The organism is Burkholderia paludis (assembly GCF_000732615.1).
Lineage (GTDB): Bacteria > Pseudomonadota > Gammaproteobacteria > Burkholderiales > Burkholderiaceae > Burkholderia > Burkholderia paludis.
In genome coordinates, this window is sequence record NZ_JPGL01000108.1 from 1 (window position 1) to 15514 (window position 15514).

Annotated in this window: 20 protein-coding genes, 1 tRNA gene and 1 pseudogene; 11 read left to right on the forward strand and 11 right to left on the reverse strand. The window is 64.4% G+C overall.

The features are described from left to right. Both GQ56_RS45255 and GQ56_RS0137695 read left to right on the forward strand, forming a co-directional pair. A pseudogene (locus GQ56_RS45255) lies at window positions 1–128 on the forward strand (IS3 family transposase); the annotation flags it as partial. A gap of 29 nt (window positions 129–157) precedes the next feature. Further along, window positions 158–484, forward strand: coding sequence for a helix-turn-helix domain-containing protein (locus GQ56_RS0137695; protein ID WP_235212831.1), 327 nt, complete (start codon window positions 158–160; stop codon window positions 482–484). Between the two features lie 145 nt (window positions 485–629). Here GQ56_RS0137695 and GQ56_RS0137700 read toward each other — a convergent pair whose 3' ends face one another. The 4 genes from GQ56_RS0137700 to GQ56_RS45260 form a co-directional block, all read right to left on the reverse strand. Next, entirely contained in the window at window positions 630–1184 is a 555-nt protein-coding gene (locus tag GQ56_RS0137700) for a helix-turn-helix domain-containing protein (protein ID WP_152601993.1), read from the reverse strand. Window positions 1185–1213: 29 nt separating this feature from the next. Continuing rightward, on the reverse strand, window positions 1214–1675 hold the full coding sequence (locus tag GQ56_RS42535; RefSeq protein ID WP_075123115.1) for a helix-turn-helix transcriptional regulator: 462 nt from the start codon (window positions 1673–1675) through the stop codon (window positions 1214–1216). 49 nt (window positions 1676–1724) lie between these two features. Then, complete coding sequence (locus GQ56_RS0137710) at window positions 1725–1943, reverse strand: hypothetical protein (protein WP_031403563.1); 219 nt, start codon at window positions 1941–1943, stop codon at window positions 1725–1727. 317 nt (window positions 1944–2260) lie between these two features. Further along, complete coding sequence (locus GQ56_RS45260; protein WP_152601994.1) at window positions 2261–3409, reverse strand: Nal1-like putative serine protease; 1149 nt, start codon at window positions 3407–3409, stop codon at window positions 2261–2263. 516 nt (window positions 3410–3925) lie between these two features. On the opposite strand from GQ56_RS45260, the gene GQ56_RS42540 reads away from it, so the two are divergent. The 3 genes from GQ56_RS42540 (at window position 3926) to GQ56_RS0137730 (ending at window position 5653) form a co-directional block, all read left to right on the forward strand. Further along, window positions 3926–4969: a DUF3427 domain-containing protein gene (locus GQ56_RS42540; protein ID WP_075123116.1), complete on the forward strand. Its 1044-nt coding sequence runs from the start codon at window positions 3926–3928 to the stop codon at window positions 4967–4969. A gap of 72 nt (window positions 4970–5041) precedes the next feature. Next, window positions 5042–5118, forward strand: a tRNA-Met gene (locus GQ56_RS0137725). Window positions 5119–5320: 202 nt separating this feature from the next. Beyond that, on the forward strand, window positions 5321–5653 hold the full coding sequence (locus GQ56_RS0137730; RefSeq protein WP_031403565.1) for a hypothetical protein: 333 nt from the start codon (window positions 5321–5323) through the stop codon (window positions 5651–5653). Window positions 5654–5696: 43 nt separating this feature from the next. Here the strand turns inward: GQ56_RS0137730 and GQ56_RS0137735 are convergent, their stop codons facing one another. Next, window positions 5697–6437 carry an SDR family NAD(P)-dependent oxidoreductase gene (locus tag GQ56_RS0137735; RefSeq protein WP_031403566.1) on the reverse strand — a complete coding sequence of 247 codons (741 nt, stop codon included), beginning with the start codon at window positions 6435–6437 and terminating at the stop codon, window positions 5697–5699. A gap of 115 nt (window positions 6438–6552) precedes the next feature. Between GQ56_RS0137735 and GQ56_RS0137740 the strand changes: the two genes are divergently transcribed. After that, on the forward strand, window positions 6553–7167 hold the full coding sequence (locus GQ56_RS0137740; RefSeq protein WP_031403567.1) for a TetR/AcrR family transcriptional regulator: 615 nt from the start codon (window positions 6553–6555) through the stop codon (window positions 7165–7167). 30 nt (window positions 7168–7197) lie between these two features. Here GQ56_RS0137740 and eco read toward each other — a convergent pair whose 3' ends face one another. Then, window positions 7198–7698: a serine protease inhibitor ecotin gene (eco, locus tag GQ56_RS0137745; RefSeq protein WP_031403568.1), complete on the reverse strand. Its 501-nt coding sequence runs from the start codon at window positions 7696–7698 to the stop codon at window positions 7198–7200. A 148-nt stretch (window positions 7699–7846) separates the two neighbouring features. Between eco and GQ56_RS42545 the strand changes: the two genes are divergently transcribed. After that, window positions 7847–8146 carry a hypothetical protein gene (locus GQ56_RS42545; RefSeq protein ID WP_075123117.1) on the forward strand — a complete coding sequence of 100 codons (300 nt, stop codon included), beginning with the start codon at window positions 7847–7849 and terminating at the stop codon, window positions 8144–8146. Window positions 8147–8343: 197 nt separating this feature from the next. On the opposite strand, the gene GQ56_RS0137750 is transcribed toward GQ56_RS42545, so the two are convergent. Further along, entirely contained in the window at window positions 8344–8745 is a 402-nt protein-coding gene (locus tag GQ56_RS0137750; protein ID WP_031403569.1) for a hypothetical protein, read from the reverse strand. 117 nt (window positions 8746–8862) lie between these two features. On the opposite strand from GQ56_RS0137750, the gene GQ56_RS0137755 reads away from it, so the two are divergent. Both GQ56_RS0137755 and GQ56_RS0137760 read left to right on the forward strand, forming a co-directional pair. Beyond that, window positions 8863–9243 carry a DUF5594 family protein gene (locus GQ56_RS0137755; RefSeq protein WP_031403570.1) on the forward strand — a complete coding sequence of 127 codons (381 nt, stop codon included), beginning with the start codon at window positions 8863–8865 and terminating at the stop codon, window positions 9241–9243. Between the two features lie 159 nt (window positions 9244–9402). Next, on the forward strand, window positions 9403–10770 hold the full coding sequence (locus GQ56_RS0137760) for an MFS transporter (RefSeq protein ID WP_031403571.1): 1368 nt from the start codon (window positions 9403–9405) through the stop codon (window positions 10768–10770). A gap of 34 nt (window positions 10771–10804) precedes the next feature. On the opposite strand, the gene GQ56_RS0137765 is transcribed toward GQ56_RS0137760, so the two are convergent. The 3 genes from GQ56_RS0137765 to GQ56_RS0137775 all read right to left on the reverse strand — a co-directional run bounded on the left by GQ56_RS0137765 (window position 10805) and on the right by GQ56_RS0137775 (window position 13178). Beyond that, window positions 10805–11377, reverse strand: coding sequence for an AAA family ATPase (locus GQ56_RS0137765; RefSeq protein ID WP_235212832.1), 573 nt, complete (start codon window positions 11375–11377; stop codon window positions 10805–10807). Between the two features lie 13 nt (window positions 11378–11390). After that, a complete protein-coding gene (gene otsA, locus GQ56_RS0137770; RefSeq protein WP_031403573.1) occupies window positions 11391–12812 on the reverse strand; it encodes an alpha,alpha-trehalose-phosphate synthase (UDP-forming) in 1422 nt (473 codons plus the stop codon). A 153-nt stretch (window positions 12813–12965) separates the two neighbouring features. Continuing rightward, window positions 12966–13178: a hypothetical protein gene (locus tag GQ56_RS0137775; RefSeq protein WP_031403574.1), complete on the reverse strand. Its 213-nt coding sequence runs from the start codon at window positions 13176–13178 to the stop codon at window positions 12966–12968. A 286-nt stretch (window positions 13179–13464) separates the two neighbouring features. On the opposite strand from GQ56_RS0137775, the gene GQ56_RS0137780 reads away from it, so the two are divergent. Together GQ56_RS0137780 and GQ56_RS0137785 are read left to right on the forward strand one after the other, a co-directional pair. Next, window positions 13465–14016: a hypothetical protein gene (locus GQ56_RS0137780; protein ID WP_052001334.1), complete on the forward strand. Its 552-nt coding sequence runs from the start codon at window positions 13465–13467 to the stop codon at window positions 14014–14016. Next, a complete protein-coding gene (locus GQ56_RS0137785; protein WP_031403576.1) occupies window positions 14013–14507 on the forward strand; it encodes a hypothetical protein in 495 nt (164 codons plus the stop codon). The genes GQ56_RS0137780 and GQ56_RS0137785 overlap by 4 nt, the downstream gene beginning before the upstream one ends. 205 nt (window positions 14508–14712) lie before the next feature. Here the strand turns inward: GQ56_RS0137785 and GQ56_RS0137790 are convergent. Beyond that, window positions 14713–15514, reverse strand: an 802-nt coding sequence (locus GQ56_RS0137790; protein WP_031403577.1) for an ABC transporter ATP-binding protein, incomplete at its 5' end; no start/stop codon positions are given.

The following is a 15514-nucleotide window of genomic DNA, read 5'->3' on the forward strand; positions in this document are numbered from 1 at the left end:
AAGCACACCGGGATATCAGCCACTACCTGATGCATCGGTACAACTGGATACGGCCGCATCAGTTCAATGACGGACTGGCGCCGGCTGTTGCGGAAGAAAAACTTAACGCAGTGTCCGGGGTTGGTTGACCACTACAAAACAGCACAAGGAGGTCACGATGCAGCGCAACCTACACGGAGATCTGTCGATCAACTTCGACGAATGGCTTCGCTCCAGGATCGGCACCTTCGTCAGCAAAGGTGGCGATAAATCGGGCAACCACGGCATCGACGAGGATCGGGAGCTACGCATCGCTCTACGAGCGGTCGAACTGTACGCGGGTCGCCATCCTCGACCTGCGCAGGTCAACCAAAAGCAAGCGGCAGAAATGCTCGGCGTAAGCGCACGCACCGTGCACAACATGATCAAGGCCGGGACGCTGCGTTTGAACCGGTGCGGCATGATGCCGATCGAACAGGTAGATGCTGCTTTGCACCCTGCATAGCCGGCGCAGAAAGGGTCGGGAGTGCAGACGATCGCGGGATAGCTGTCGCTGCGAATCGGAAAGCTGCCCGCACACCCGACTGTCTCGATTCTATACACATCAGACTGCCGCGTCAGTCGCCTACACGCCATGTTTGAGCGTACCTTTACCTAGGGCGCTTACGAATCTTGTCCTTCAAGGTAGCCAAGAGTTCGTCCAGTTCGCGAGCGGCCTTTTGGGGATCGATGATTCGATTCACTGCTTCTCGAGAGATCGAGTCTCGCGGCAGCGTTCCGTCAACGCGATATGAGCGGCGCTCCTGCGGAGTTGCTCGATTTTTCAGAGACTCGCGCAGCACGTCGGGCCAGATGCGCCACTGGCGCCCGACTTGAGAGAACCCGAGCTTCCGCCGGTTTTCGAAGACTGTTCCATAGGAGACGCCGAGTAATTCGGCCGCGTCTTGCAAGCTCAGCGCGCGTACCAGAGGTACCGCGGCCTCCCTCGCCATTTCTGGCTGCTCGAGCGGCGCACGGTCGTCGGGCACCTCAGCTCGAGCCTGGTTCACGGCGCGAAGGCGCGCATTCTCCTGCTCCAACTCAACTGCTCTAGCCTGCAGCATTTCAATCGCATCCGCAGCGCGCCAGTCGAGCGAGCGCTCACGGCTCGAGCTGCCGCCCATACGTGCTCGAAGTCGCTTCACCAGTTCGTCTACGTTATCCATGGAATCGGTCGGCATCTCGATGAAGCAGCTTATGACTCGACGTGACTTTCCGCCCACGCGATCACGTCTTTCGCGCGCCAGAGCGGATGTGCGCGTTCAGCGGCGCTCTTGCCTGACGGAATTCGGATCGGCCCAGGAAATCCGTCCAGCGTGACAATCCATTGCCGCGTGTGTTGCGCACTGCGGTGAAGGTACTCCGCGACCTCAGCGAGATCCCAGAGCGCGTGCGGCGTAAGCCGTGAAGCGATCTTGCGTGCCAGTTCGTCAATGCGTTCGCGATCGTTCTTCGTTGGCGCAGCGGCAGAAGGCTCCTGACTCACGTCAGCCTTCGCGGCCAGCCAAGCGTCGATATCTGATTCGAGCCATGCCGTACGGCCCGGCACGAGCTCGAATGGTTTCGGGAACGTGCCCGCCAAGATCATTCGGTAAAGCGTCGATTGGCCGAGTCCGACCTTCTCAACGACGTCTTTCATACGAAGCGCGCGCATCATCGCCCCCTCGCCGCGATTGAAACGATCGCCAAATTCACGGCGCCGGCAGTCAACGCTCCACGAACTGACGCCACCGCGGGTACTGTTCGAAAAACGATTCGTCGACCTCTGCAACGTACAGCGTAGGAGACGACACGTTGGTCGTCCGATGCGGCTCCGCTCCCAACGTCAACAGAGGATCGATGCCGCTGGCCGCCGACCACGCAGACAAGTCATCGTTGAACTCGAAAACGTCTTCTCGGGGTATGCGCAATTTGATGGCAGGCATGGAACGCTCCGGGTCGCAAACGACGTCATCATCGCGTAGTGCTTCAGATGTGAAAAGCCCCGCTCGAGGCGGGGCTTTGGGTAGATCACTGACTGGTCACGGCCGCGATTCTGCGCGAAATCGCGGTCGAGCTTTAACATGCACTGGGTAGCCATCAAATTCATCAGGCACGTTCTGCAATACAAACCCTGGTGAGACCCAAACCACCAAAGCGTAACCCCTGCCAGAATCAGGCACAGCGGCGACATTGACGGTTCCTCTCGGAGCCACCAAGGCGTCGTACAAGTGCTGAGCTGCGTCAGAAGCGTCCATAAAAGTTAGACATTGTGTCCGGATACTAGGTCCATTCCAAGAAGTGCCAAGATCGGCATGATGGGCATGATCATCGAGATCTTTCCGCCAGGTGCAGACGAATCCGCGCCGCCGGCCACGACAACCCCAACAGCGTGGCGTTGCCCCGTTGCGTCGGTGTGGACTACAAGCGACCCCGAGTCTCCAGCCTCCGAGAAACGGTCACCGATGCCATGTACCCAGTACATGTTGTCGAAGTATACGACACCGTTGAAATTATATTGGGGGGCAGAATACGTGATCTCCGACGGCCCGATCACTCGTGATATGACGCGTCCCTGTGTATGGCCGGACGAGCGCCCAACCTTTTCTACTTCCATCCCCGGTGCGAGAGCGATCGCCGTGGAAGGCGAGTCATAGAAGCTCTGCTGCATCGATGACACACGGCTCTCGTCGGCGATGCGAAATACAGCCGCGTCTTGATTCTGCTGCGAGTTCACCACTGTCGGATCCCCCATGAGCATCGTCAGTTGGCGATCGTGATATCCGATCGTGAACGGATGGGGATTGTGCGGCGACACGTCTAACACCCCTGGCGCCAAAATCGGCAGCCCATTCGGAGAGTAGTTGCACCCCGCTGACACGTGATTGTTGGAGAACCCGAAGAGCTGTCCCGCCCCGTCGCGTAGCAAGCAGCCGAGCGTACCTGCCGCTCGGGCGTTACCAACTGAAATCGAGCTCCCACACGTGTAGTAGAGCCCGCCGTTCGCGATGTGAATCGCACACGGCGTCGCTGCCTCAGCAACCGTTGTCGGTGACACTGCTTCCGGATTCCCTTGGCGAAAACGCAATCGATACCCGTCTGCCTCGGCCGGCAACGACTTCAACAACCGTTCTCCAGGCGCAGCCTTTTGAAGAAAGATCGAAATCTCGCTTCTGGCTTCGTTCACTCCCACAAACCGAATTTGCTTCTGACGAAGGAAGGCAACTGCGCGATCGGACATCTGGTCAAACTCGGGGTGACCGTATTCCTCGCCGGGGAAGTACGCTTCTGGTCGAAGCAAAGACTGATCATGGCTCCATCGGAGCAGCCGGAGTGCTGCAGCGTCGATAGTGACACTCGGCGCCACGCTCGGAATTGGTGCCGCCTCGGCGGCCGCAGTGGTCTCGCTCATTCGTTCCCCGATTTCTATTGTTATTCCGCCGATAATTTAGGCACAGTTGGGGATCTCCGGCAATCCGATTGTCCCCGGTGACCATATAGCTTGAATCTCAGTGGCAACGGTCAATCAGGGGCATTTTTGGGGGCATATATCCAACAAATCCGCCCGAAACGCTCGCCCATGATAGAAACATGAATTCTGTCGGGGGACCAGTCAGGTTCCAAACCTTCCCCAAGATCACCAAGAACCTCCCTGCTCAAGCCCGTCTGGCGGCCGTCTGACTCCCGCTAATACCCAAAGTTGCTCAGTGGTAGCCGGGGAATCTGTTGATATCAGAAATTTGAGACAACATACGTCGGTGACACCCATTCCAATCTGAAGTCGCGCCACCAGAGCCGCCATCGGCAACGTCGCCGCACGGGCCCTGAAGAGCAAAGAAAGCATGAGAATGAGGGGTGCTACAGCAGAGGCAGATATGTATTATGAGATAACTGATGCCACGACCTTTAATGCACAGCTTGTCCATATATGCCAAACCTGACGCTTTGGAACGACTACAGCCGCGAAGATGTCCACGCTATTTTTTCTCCCGATACGAAATTCACACCCCAAGCGGGAACCTGGGGACTTCAGGGCATGGTCCGAGTCCCTTCTCGAAGTGGAGATTGGGTGTTTTTTGTTACGTTTGGGCAAGCGCAAGGGGATCACGTTTTTGATGAGTCGATCACGGAAAGCGGCGTTCTAAGCTGGCAGTCTCAACCCAATCAGCGAGTTGCTGACGACGTGATCCGTGAACTGATTCGTCACGACGAGCGAGTCAATAATATTCACTTGTTTCTGCGCACGAAACGCCGCGCGCCCTACTGCTACCTGGGAACGATCAGCTACGTTACGCACGATGCCCTGCGAGAAAAACCTGTGCACTTCCAGTGGCAACTGCGCGAATGGCCGGCCCCCAAGGAAGTACTAGATCGAATTGCCTTAACCCCAACGGTCGATAGTTCTATACCCGCTGAGGCCGCATCCTCGCCCCCAGTAGGCATCACATTTGTAGATCCAACGTTACCGAGGCGTTCCCGAGAAGGTGTAGCGTCCGAAGACTTCCGTCGCAGGAAGTCGCCTGACTATTCTGCGCAAGACGCTCGAAATCGGGCACTAGGCTTGGAAGGTGAACTGCTGGTAGTCGAGCATGAGAAAACTACACTTATCGCTGCTGGCCGCAACGATCTGGCAGATCGAGTAACGCACGTCTCAGTGGTGGAAGGCGACGGCGCAGGATATGACATCCGATCTTTTCAACCCGATGGACGCGATCGGTATATTGAAGTAAAGACGACCCAAGGCGACGCTCATACAGCCTTTTATATCTCGCCCAACGAACTCGCGTTCAGCGCCAAGAAGCCGGAAGCCTATGTCTTGTATCGACTGTATCAATTTGATCGCAACGCTCAGTCAGCACAAGCATTCGTCCTTGCAGGCGATCTGACCGCGCAGCTTAGCTTGAGTCCTATGGCATACAAGGCCGAGCTTCCAGCAAGACCCAAAGCGACAGAGGACCGCACAGCGCCGTGACTATCGCTGCGCCTTTCAGCAAAATTCACAAATCGGTTGACTCTCCCACACCGACCAAAGTACACTTCGCGCCGCGGGGTGGAGCAGTCTGGCAGCTCGTCGGGCTCATAACCCGAAGGTCGTAGGTTCAAATCCTACCCCCGCAACCAATACCGAAGCCCGCTCTGCGAAAGCAAGCGGGCTTTTTGCTGTCCGGGCGTCCAGCTCGCACACGGCGTCACGCCCGAACGGTGGCGCATTCCAGCTGCAGGCACGACCTGCGACACACGATCGCATTGAGTCCGCCTGCGACGTCCCCCCGCCCGCGATTGCGTAGAATTCCGAACTTTCTCCAGCATCCGGATTTCGCCAATGGTTCGAACGATCGCGGCACTCGTCGCGTTTTCATCCCTGCCTGCCACGGCCAGCGCCACCGACACCCCCACCTCGCCCGCCACGCAGCGCTACGTCAGCCCTGGCGTCGCCAACATCACGAGTGCCGCAACACCGCACCAGGAAAACGCGCCATCCCACTCGCGCTGCCGGGAACTGGCCGCCGGCATCGACGCCGTCACACACACGCCCGATCGCGGCCAGAAGATCGTGCGCGGCATCAGCCCGGACGGCAAGCCACGCAACGAACTGCGCGCTTACGACAGGCGGGCCGACCTCGAAGCCGAGCATCGACGGCTCGGCTGCCGATAACGAATGCCGTGCCGCCCGGCCCAATCACGCCGGGTGTGCGCATTCAAGCATTCGCGCCGCCGTCGATCGTCAACCCGGTCCCGTTGATCGACCGGCCTTCCGGACCGACGACGAACGCCACGAGCGCCGCTACGTCGTCGGCCTTGCCGTACTGCGGAATCGCCATCCGCGAACGCTGCGCGTTCGCATGTTCGCTGTCGGCCGGATTCATGTCGGTGTCCGTCGAACCCGGATGCACGACATTGGCGGTTATGCCGCGCGGGCCCAGATCGCGTGCGAGCCCCTGCGTCCAGCCGATCAGCGCGGCCTTGCTCGCCGCATAGAGGCCCATTCCCGCGTCGGGCACGCGCGTCGCGAGGCCACTGCCGATCGACACGATGCGCCCACCCTCTCCAAGATGCCGCGCCGCGGCCTGCGACGCGACGATCACCGCGCGCACGTTCACATTCAGCGTCGCGTCGATATCGTCGAACGTCAAGTCGCTCAGCGCGCGCCCCTGGAAAATCCCCGCGTTGTTGACGAGGATGTCGAGACCGCCGAGCGTCTCGGCCGCGCGATCGACCGCATCCCGCACGGCAGCCGGATCGGCGCTGTCCGCCTGGATCGCGACGGACCGGCGGCCCATCGCCTCGATGCCGGCGACGATGGCCTGCGCCCGCTCAGCCGATTTCTCATAAGTAATCGCAACGTCCGCGCCATCGGCCGCCAGCCGTTTCGCGATCGCCGCCCCGATGCCGCGGCTGCCGCCCGTGACGAGCGCGCGCTTGCCCTGAAGTCGAGTCATGTCGGTTCCTTTTCTGATTTATGTATCGACCGACACAGAATGTGGCGAGTTGTGCGCCACAGTCAAATGATTTATTTTATCGATCGATACAGATATCGACGAAGGAACGGACGCAATGGCTGAACGGGGCCGACCAAGAGGCTTCGACAAGGAAGCGGCGCTGGATCGCGCGATGGAGATGTTCTGGCGCCTCGGCTACGAGGGCGCGTCGATGACCGACCTGACGGCCGCGATGGGCATCGCGTCGCCGAGCCTGTACGCGGCGTTCGGCAGCAAGGAAGCGTTGTTCCGGCAGGCGCTCGAGCGCTACGGCGCAACGGAGGCACGGGAAATCTGGGATGACGTCGAGAAGGCCGAGAGCGCGCACGACGCCGTGCGCCACTACCTGATCAATACCGCACGCGTGTTCACGCGGCGGTCGAAACCGGCCGGCTGCCTGGTCGTGCTGTCGGCACTGCATCCGGCCGAGCGCTCCGATACGGTCCGGCAGACACTGATCGCCATGCGCGAGGGCACGGTCGGCTATCTGCACGAGCGCCTCCGGCAAGGCGTCGCAACCGGCGAGATTTCGGCGCATGCGAACCTCGACGCGATCGCGCGGTACTACGTGACGGTCCAGCAGGGCATGTCGATCCAGGCACGTGACGGCGCGAGCCGTCGCGACCTGGAGGCCATCGCGCTGGCCGCACTGGCTGCTTGGCCAGCACTCGTCGGGACGGGCAGCGCGTAGCGGCACACCACGCGCAGCCGCACCAACGCGTTACTGCTTCGCCGCGTGCTGCACGTCCTGCGACGCATGCCACACGCGATAGCGCACCTCGAAACCGTCCGGCACATAGACGACGAGCGGCAGGCGGCTGTTGTAGCGCAGCAGCTGGCCGTCGTTGCGCACCTGCACGAACCGTTGCTGCGGCGCCTGGCCCGGGCAAGCCATCAGCGTCGATGCCGGCCCCTTCACGTCGGTCAGCTGATAGTACGTGTAGCCCCAGCCCTTCACGTCCTCGGCGGTCAGCTCGCCGCCGAACCACTGCTGGTTGCAGTCCGTCTGCAGCGTCTTGCCGATCATCAGTTCGACGCGCGCATCGCCCTCGTTCTCGAGCGCGGGCAGCGCGATCACGACGCGCTGCTGGCCGGCCGCGGCCTGCGGAAACATCTTGATCGACTCGGCCGTCACGGCGGGCGCCGAAGCAGGCCCTGCCATGCAGGCAGCGGCAGTCGTCACGCAGAAGGCGGCCAGTGCGGCCCGGATCGCGAATTTCATCGATGTACTCCCGAAAAACAGAACAAATGAGCCCAGGATGCTAACACTTTCACCGCACAACCTTACGGCGCCGTAATTTGACGACACAATTGCAAACAGCCTGCAATCTCCTTGCGCGGTACTTATAAGGCGACCAACGGAGAACATCATGCTGAAGCTCATTGCTGCCGCCGGCGTCGCAACCCTGCTGGCCGGTTGCGTCGTCGCCCCGGATGCCGGATATGGCTACGGACAGCCCTACTACGCGTCGCCCGGCTACGCGTACGGCCCGTCACCGGTGTACGGCACGGTCAATATCTGGGGCGGTGGCGGCGGACGCAACTGGGATCGCGGCCGACGCGACTACCCTCGCTGGGACGGCAACCGCGGCAACGGCTGGGGACACGGCGGTGGACGCCGCGGCGACTGGAACGGCGGCGGAGGCGGTGGTGGTGGCCATCGCCACTGACGTGCATTTGCAACCGTTTGTATCCGCACACGGGCCGCCGGCCGCTAACGATCGGCGCGTCACGCGAGCAAACGAACGGCCGCACAAAAACCAAGGCCCTCGCATGCAGCGAGGGCCTTTTGTCGTCGGGTGCAGCAAGGCAGACGTCGGTGCGCGCCGGCCGGCACCGACGATTCGCGCGGCGCGCGCCGGCCCGCTTACCAGCCCGCCGGTTGCGCGTAGCCGCCCGACACGGGCGCGCCGCACACGTACGCGCGCTGGTAGCGGTCGTAGCAATAGTTCGGGCCGTCGCCCTGGTATTGCGCCTGCTGGTATGTCGGATACGCAGGCTGCTGGTACGCGGGCGCCTGGTAGTAGGTCGGCGGCTGATAAGCGGGTGCCTGGTACGCAGGCGCCTGATACGCGACGGGCGGATTCATCGCGGACGTGACGATCGCGCCCAATACCGCGCCGCCGATCAATGCGCCAACGATGGCGCCGCCGTCGCTGCCGTGCGCGGACGCCGGCCCCGCCACGGCAAGCGAACCGGCAAGGACACACACTGCGGCAATTTTTTTCATGATGGGCTCCCACGCGAAGCGGTACTGGATGCGATGCATTGTGGCCGCACGCGACGGTAATAGATGCAGCAAGTGGTAACGCGCCATTACGCGTGTCACGCACACCGAAATGTGCCGCCGCCGTGCTACGATTTTCGGCATACAGGAGACGCCGTCATGCAGCCCGAAACCGCCCGCCGTTTCGATACCGAATTCGCACCGCGCATCGCCCAGGCGATCGCGGCCGTTTTCGCCGATCACGTACTGACCGATGTCGTCCCCTACGGCGGTCACGGACACCCGACGTGCGTGCAGATCCGCAGCGCGCCGCACGAGCACGTGAGCGGCTTCGTGCATCCGCTGAACCTCGAGCTGACCTGGGATACCGACGAAATCGAACGACTGATGGAGCCGGACGGTCCGCAACGCTTCGAACACTACCTGGCCGCGCTGCCGAAGAAGCTCGGCGCGTGGCAGGGCGCGCGCGACATCGATCTCGCGTCGCGCACGCAGGCCGATCCGCTCGTGCGGCTCGGCGGCCTCGATTTCGAAGGCTGAGCGCCGGCGTCGCGCAATGCGGCCCGGTGATACACTCGACCGGCCCCGGTCCGGCGCAGCCGCGCCGGCCGGGCCGCTCATCGCCGCCTCCACCCGTCTGCATGGTTGCGCACGCAACCGGCAACCCGGCGCGCACACAACCCTGCTTTCGGTCCCGTCATGAACGCCGATACCGGCCTGCCGCTTCCGCAACGCTACTGGGCGATCCTCTGCGTCGCCCTGGGCATCACGCTCGCCGTGCTCGACGGCGCCATCGCGAACGTCGCCCTGCCGACGATCGCACGCGACCTGCATGCGTCCGACGCCGCGTCGATCTGGATCGTCAACGCCTACCAGCTCGCGGTCACGATCACGCTGCTGCCGCTCGCGTCGCTCGGCGAGCGCATCGGCTATCGACGCATCTACATCGCCGGGCTCGCGCTGTTTACCGCGGCATCGCTCGGCTGCGCGCTGTCCGGCTCGCTGCCGACGCTGGCCGTGATGCGCGTGATCCAGGGGTTCGGCGCGGCCGGCATCATGAGCGTCAACGCGGCGCTCGTGCGGATGATCTACCCGTCGTCGATGCTCGGGCGCGGGCTGTCGATCAATGCGATGGTCGTGGCGCTGTCGTCGGCGATCGGGCCGACGGTCGCATCCGCGATCCTGTCGTTCGCGTCGTGGCCGTGGCTCTTCGCGGTCAACGTGCCGATCGGCATCGCCGCGGTATTCGGCAGCCTGCGCGCGCTGCCGGCCAACCCGCTGCATGACGCGCCGTACGATATCCCGGGCGCGCTGATGAACGCGTGCGTGTTCGGGCTGCTGATCACCGCCGTCGACGGGCTCGGCCACGGCGAAAGCCATGCATACGTCGCGGCCGAGCTGGCCGTCGCGTCCGTCATCGGCTACTTCTTCGTGAAGCGCCAGTTGTCGCAGCCGGCGCCGCTGCTGCCGGTCGACCTGATGCGCATCCCGATGTTCGCGCTGTCCGTCTGTACGTCGATGGCGTCGTTCACGTCGCAGATGCTCGCGTTCGTCGCGCTGCCGTTCTGGCTGCAGAACTCGCTCGGCTTCTCGCAGGTCGAGACGGGGCTGTACATGACGCCGTGGCCGCTCGTGATCGTGTTCGCCGCCCCGCTCGCGGGCGTGCTGTCGGACCGCTATTCGGCCGGCATCCTCGGCGGGATCGGGCTCGCGCTGTTCGCGGCCGGGCTGCTGTCGCTCGCGACGATCGGCGCGCACCCGGGCACCGTCGACATCGTATGGCGGATGGCGCTGTGCGGCGCGGGCTTCGGGCTGTTCCAGTCACCGAACAACCGCGCGATGCTGTCATCGGCGCCGCGCGAACGCAGCGGCGGCGCGGGCGGCATGCTGAGCACCGCCCGTCTGACCGGGCAGACGCTCGGCGCCGCGCTCGTCGCACTGATTTTCGGGCTCGTGCCCGATCGCGGGCCGACGATTGCACTCTATGCCGCCGCGGCCTTCGCGGCCGTCGCGGCGCTCGTCAGCATGCTGCGCATCGCGTCGCCGCGTCCGGACGCGGCGACCTGATACCGCCGCGCGCCGCCTTCGCCACCGCACATCGTCACGCGGCGTCGAGCGCCTCCATCACGAAGCGCACGCGCGCCTGCACGCTCGCGCGCGGCAGTTCGACCAGCCGGTAGCCATATGACGTATAGCACTCGACCATTGCGTCGTAAGTGCGCACGGCCTCCGCGAAATCCTGCCGGCGCTCGGCGTCCTGCGCGTAGATGTCGGGCCACGGCGGCGCGATGAACACGCGCCGGTGATAGCGGAACCGCCGGGCCGCGGCGTCCGCATGCGCGGGCACGGCCAGCCCCGTCAACCGCAGGTAGCCGACCACGTCCGGCACGCCACGATCGAAGAACACCGGCCCGCGCGCGTGCCGCGCGAGATGGTACGAGCGCATCTCCCAGCCCAGCATCAGTTCGGCGAACGCGGCCGGGTCGCGCCACGGCAGTGCCTGGCCGTCGATGGAGATCTGGTCGCGAATCACGCCCCGCCCGGCCTCCTGCGAGCGTGCAAACCCCGCGTGCTCCAGCGCGTCGAGCAGCGTGCTCTTGCCCGAACCCGGGCCGCCCGTCACGACGAAGAAGCGGCCGGCGGCCCCGTCTGTCGCGTCGTCCGCGGCACTCATGCCCGGCCCGCGCTCATGCATGTGCGGCCCGCCGGCCCACGCGCCGTGTCACCGATGCGGCGGCCGCGACGCTGCGCAAGTCGGCGACGAACGTATCGCGCCAGACCGACAAGTCGCGTTCGCGCAGCCGCGCGAGGTTCTCCGCGTGCCGCGCCTGCCGCTCCGCGAGCGGCATCGACAGCGCGCGCTCGAGCGCCTCGGCCATCTGCGACAGGTCGTACGGATTGACGAGGAGCGCGCCGGTCAGCTCGGCCGCCGCGCCCGCGAACTCCGACAGCACCAGCACGCCCGGATCGGCGGGATCCTGCGATGCGACGTACTCCTTGGCAACCAGATTCATCCCGTCGCGCAGCGGCGTCACGTAGCCAACCTGAGACATCCGGAAGAACGCCATCAGCAGGTTGCGTTCGTACTTGCGGTTCAGGTACTGGATCGGCGTCCAGTCGAGTTGCGAAAAGCGCCCGTTGATGCGGCCGGCCTCGCCTTCGAGCGTTTCGCGAATGTGCTGATAGGTCTGCACGTCGGAGCGCGTCGGCGGCGCGATCTGCAGAAGCGACACGCGCCCCTGCCAGCCCGGCGCATTCTCGAGCATCCGTTCGAACGCCTGAAAGCGCTCGACGAGCCCCTTCGAATAATCGAGGCGGTCGACGCTCATCACCAGCCTGCGTCCGTCGAGCGCCTCGCGCAGCATTTTCACCGGCTTGCGCGCGCCGTACTGGACGGCCGCCTGCGCGATCGCGTCAGGATGCACGCCGATCGGATAGGCGGCGACCTTCACGACGCGGCCGTGCGCATGCAGCATTCCGTCGTCGCTCGCCGCACCGATCCCGCGTCGCTCGATGTAGTCGGTAAATGCCTGCTTGTCGGCCTCGGTCTGGAAGCCCGCGACGTCGTACGCGCACATGAATTTCACGAGTTCCTCGTGCGGCGGCACGAGACGCAGCATGTCGGGCGACGGGAACGGGATGTGCAGGAAGAAGCCGATCGGGTTCTTCACGCCGAGTGCGCGCAGGTAGTGCGCGAACGGCAGCAAGTGGTAGTCGTGCACCCAGATCAGGTCGTCGGGACGCAGCAACGCGGCGAGCTGCTTCGCGAGCATCGCATTCACGCGCAGATAGCCCGCATACTCGCGCCGGTCGAAGCGCGCCAGATCGCCGCGATAGTGAAACACCGGCCACAGCGTCGCGTTCGAGAAACCCCGGTAGTACTGGTCGTAGTCGCGCCGGGTCAGCCCGACCGTCGCATAGGTGACGTTGCCGTCCCGCTGCATCGCGGGCTCGGTGTCGGGCACACCGACGATCTCGCCGTTCCAGCCGAACCAGACGCCGCCCGTTTCCTTCAGCGCGTCCATCACGCCGACCGCGAGGCCGCCCGCGCTCGGGCGCGTGTCCTCGCCGGCGGCGACACGGTTCGATACCACGATCAATCTGCTCATGCGGCTTCCCCTCCTCGATGCGATGCGATGCGATGCGATGGGCTGGCGCGCGGCGCGCGCCAAGGCGGACGCGGCGGCCCGACGGCGGCCGCGCGGCGATTCAGATCCGGGACATGCAATGAAATACGGCGATGAAATGCGACGACCACGACATCAGGCGTCCTGCTCCTGGCCGAGGTCGCGTTGATAGTCGAGCCCTTCCGGGCGAGCACCGCCCTGGTTGTGATCGCCGTCGGACGGCGTCACCGCGGGCGCTCCGGCAGGCGGGGCCGACGGCGCATCGGTTCGCTGATGCGGCCGATCCGCTCCCGGTTGGCCGGCCCCCGTGTCGAGCGGCCGGGGCGAATGCCGTTTCGAACGGCGCATGGCGGGGTGTCTCATATGCGGCGCGGCTCGGGGCCGTCGTAGAAACATTCCATGAATGAAGAGTCTAGGTCGCTTTCTCGCCCGCCAAGGTAACAATTACCTTCAATTTGTAACGTTTCGACCCCTCGCCATCCATCTATCCGACAATGGCGCCGCGCGCGCACGCGGCTTGCCGTCCGGCGATTTGTCAAAGCTTTGCATTTTTCCTATGACAATTGCGAAACAATGACGCGGCATGAGGGCGCGCATGCGTTGCCGCTCACCCAGACAGGACTTGCACTCAGGGATGAACATTCGCTTCGAATCGACGCGCCGGGGCATGCCGGCGCGCGTCGTGCTGGCCGCAACCGCCGCGGCCGCACTGCTGTCCGGCTGCAACTCGCTGTACAGCGAAGGTGCGACCGCCGGCGCCGGTATCGCGGGCGCCGCGATCGCTTCCAAGGTCACCAGCAACGCCGCCGTCGCGACGGGTATCGGCCTGGGCGCCGTCGCCGGCGCGCGGGCGGGCGTCCAGTACACGCAACGCGTCGCGCACCGCTACTCGCAGGAACAGATCGCGAAGGCGGCCGGCCCGCTCGACGTGGGCGGCGTCGCGCCGTGGTCGACGCATCACTCGTTTCCGATCGAGGACGACGAGCAGGGTCGCGTGACGGTGAGCCGGATGATCAGCATCGGCCCGCTCGACTGCAAGGAAATCGTGTTCGCGGTCGACACGCCGGCGAAGGCCGACAAGGCCGCGCAATCGGCGTTCTACATCGCGACGATCTGCCGTGACGGCCCCGTGTGGAAATGGGCGTCGGCCGAGCCGGCGACCGAACGCTGGGGCGCGCTGCAATGAGCGTCGCGATGCGTATCGCGGCAGTCGGCGCGCTTTGCGCGGCGGCGGCCACGCTGTCGGGCTGCGGATCGGTCGGCGCGGCGAGCGGCGCGCTTGCCGGCGCGGCGACGGGCCTCGTCACCGCGAATCCCGCGGTGGGCGTCGGTGTCGGGATTGCCGTGCAGGCCGCGACCGACGAAGCCGTCAACCGCACGATGAAGCAACTCCATCAGAACCAGCAGGATGCCATCGCGAAGACGGCCGGCAGCCTCGCCGTCGGCGAAGTGAAGCCGTGGAAGGTGAAGAACATGCTTCCGCTGGAAAACGGCGAAGGCGAAGTGCGCGTCACGCGCGCGTTTTCATCGGCGCTCGCGCTGTGCAAGGAATTCGCGTTCTCGGTGAAGGACGGCGACAAGGCCGACTGGTATTTCGCCAGTGCATGCCAGCAAGGCACCCGCTGGAAGTGGGCGGCGGCGGAGCCGGCGGTCGACCGGTGGGGGAATCTGCAGTAAGGGGTGTACGCGTCGCCCGTTGTTCTCGCTCACGGGCGCCCGCTGGAGCGCCCACGCGCCGCGGGCGTCGCATCGGCCGGGCAGCCGCACGGATGCGTTGCACCGGCCTTGCGCCAGCCGGCGTGAAGCCGCGCCGACGCGAAGCGGCCGGCTCGCAGCGCGGAACCGGCATCCGGGCGACAGGCGCCCGAATGCTCCGCCGGCTTCAGGACTCGACGTCCTCGAGACTGAAAATCTCCGTCTGGTCGTTGTACGAGAAGATCTCGCCGTAGCGCCCCCAGTCGATCACCGCGTCGAGCGTCTCCTCTGCCGCGCCGTCCGACAGGAAATCCTCCAGCTCCTGCTCGAAGCGCACGCGCGGCGCGCGATGGCCCGGACGCTCGTTCAGCACCTTCTTGATCCGTGCGGCGAGCGGCACGTGCTTCAGCAGGTGATCCGCGAACATCAGCTTGCGCTCCTGCGTGCCGAATTCCGCGAATACGCGCCCCGGCGGCGTGAGGAACACGTCCCCTTCGCGCACGTCCGCGAAGCCGAGGTACTGCAGCACTTCGGCGATCGGGAACAGGTCGTCGACTTCCAGATGCAGCGTGCGCGCGATTTCCGGCATGTCCGCGCGGCCGTGGTACGGCGCCATCGCGAGCGTCTCGATCAGGCCGGCCATCAGGTTGGTCGACACCTGCGGCAGCCAGCTGCCGAGCTCCAGCCCCTTCTTCGTCGCCTCGTTGGTCTGGCGCGCGGTCATCTTCGCGTAGATGTCGTCGACCAGCTTGCGGAACGCCGGGTCGAGCCGGTTGCGCGGATGCTTGAACGGCACCTTGATCTCGGCGATCACGCGGCCCGGATTCGACGACAGCACGAGGATGCGGTCGCACATGAACACCGCTTCCTCGATGTTGTGCGTGACGATCAACACCGACTTGATCGGCATGCGCCCTTGCGTCCACAGATCGAGCAGGTCGGTACGCAGCGTCTCGGCCGTCAGCACGTCGAGCGCCGAGAACGGCTCG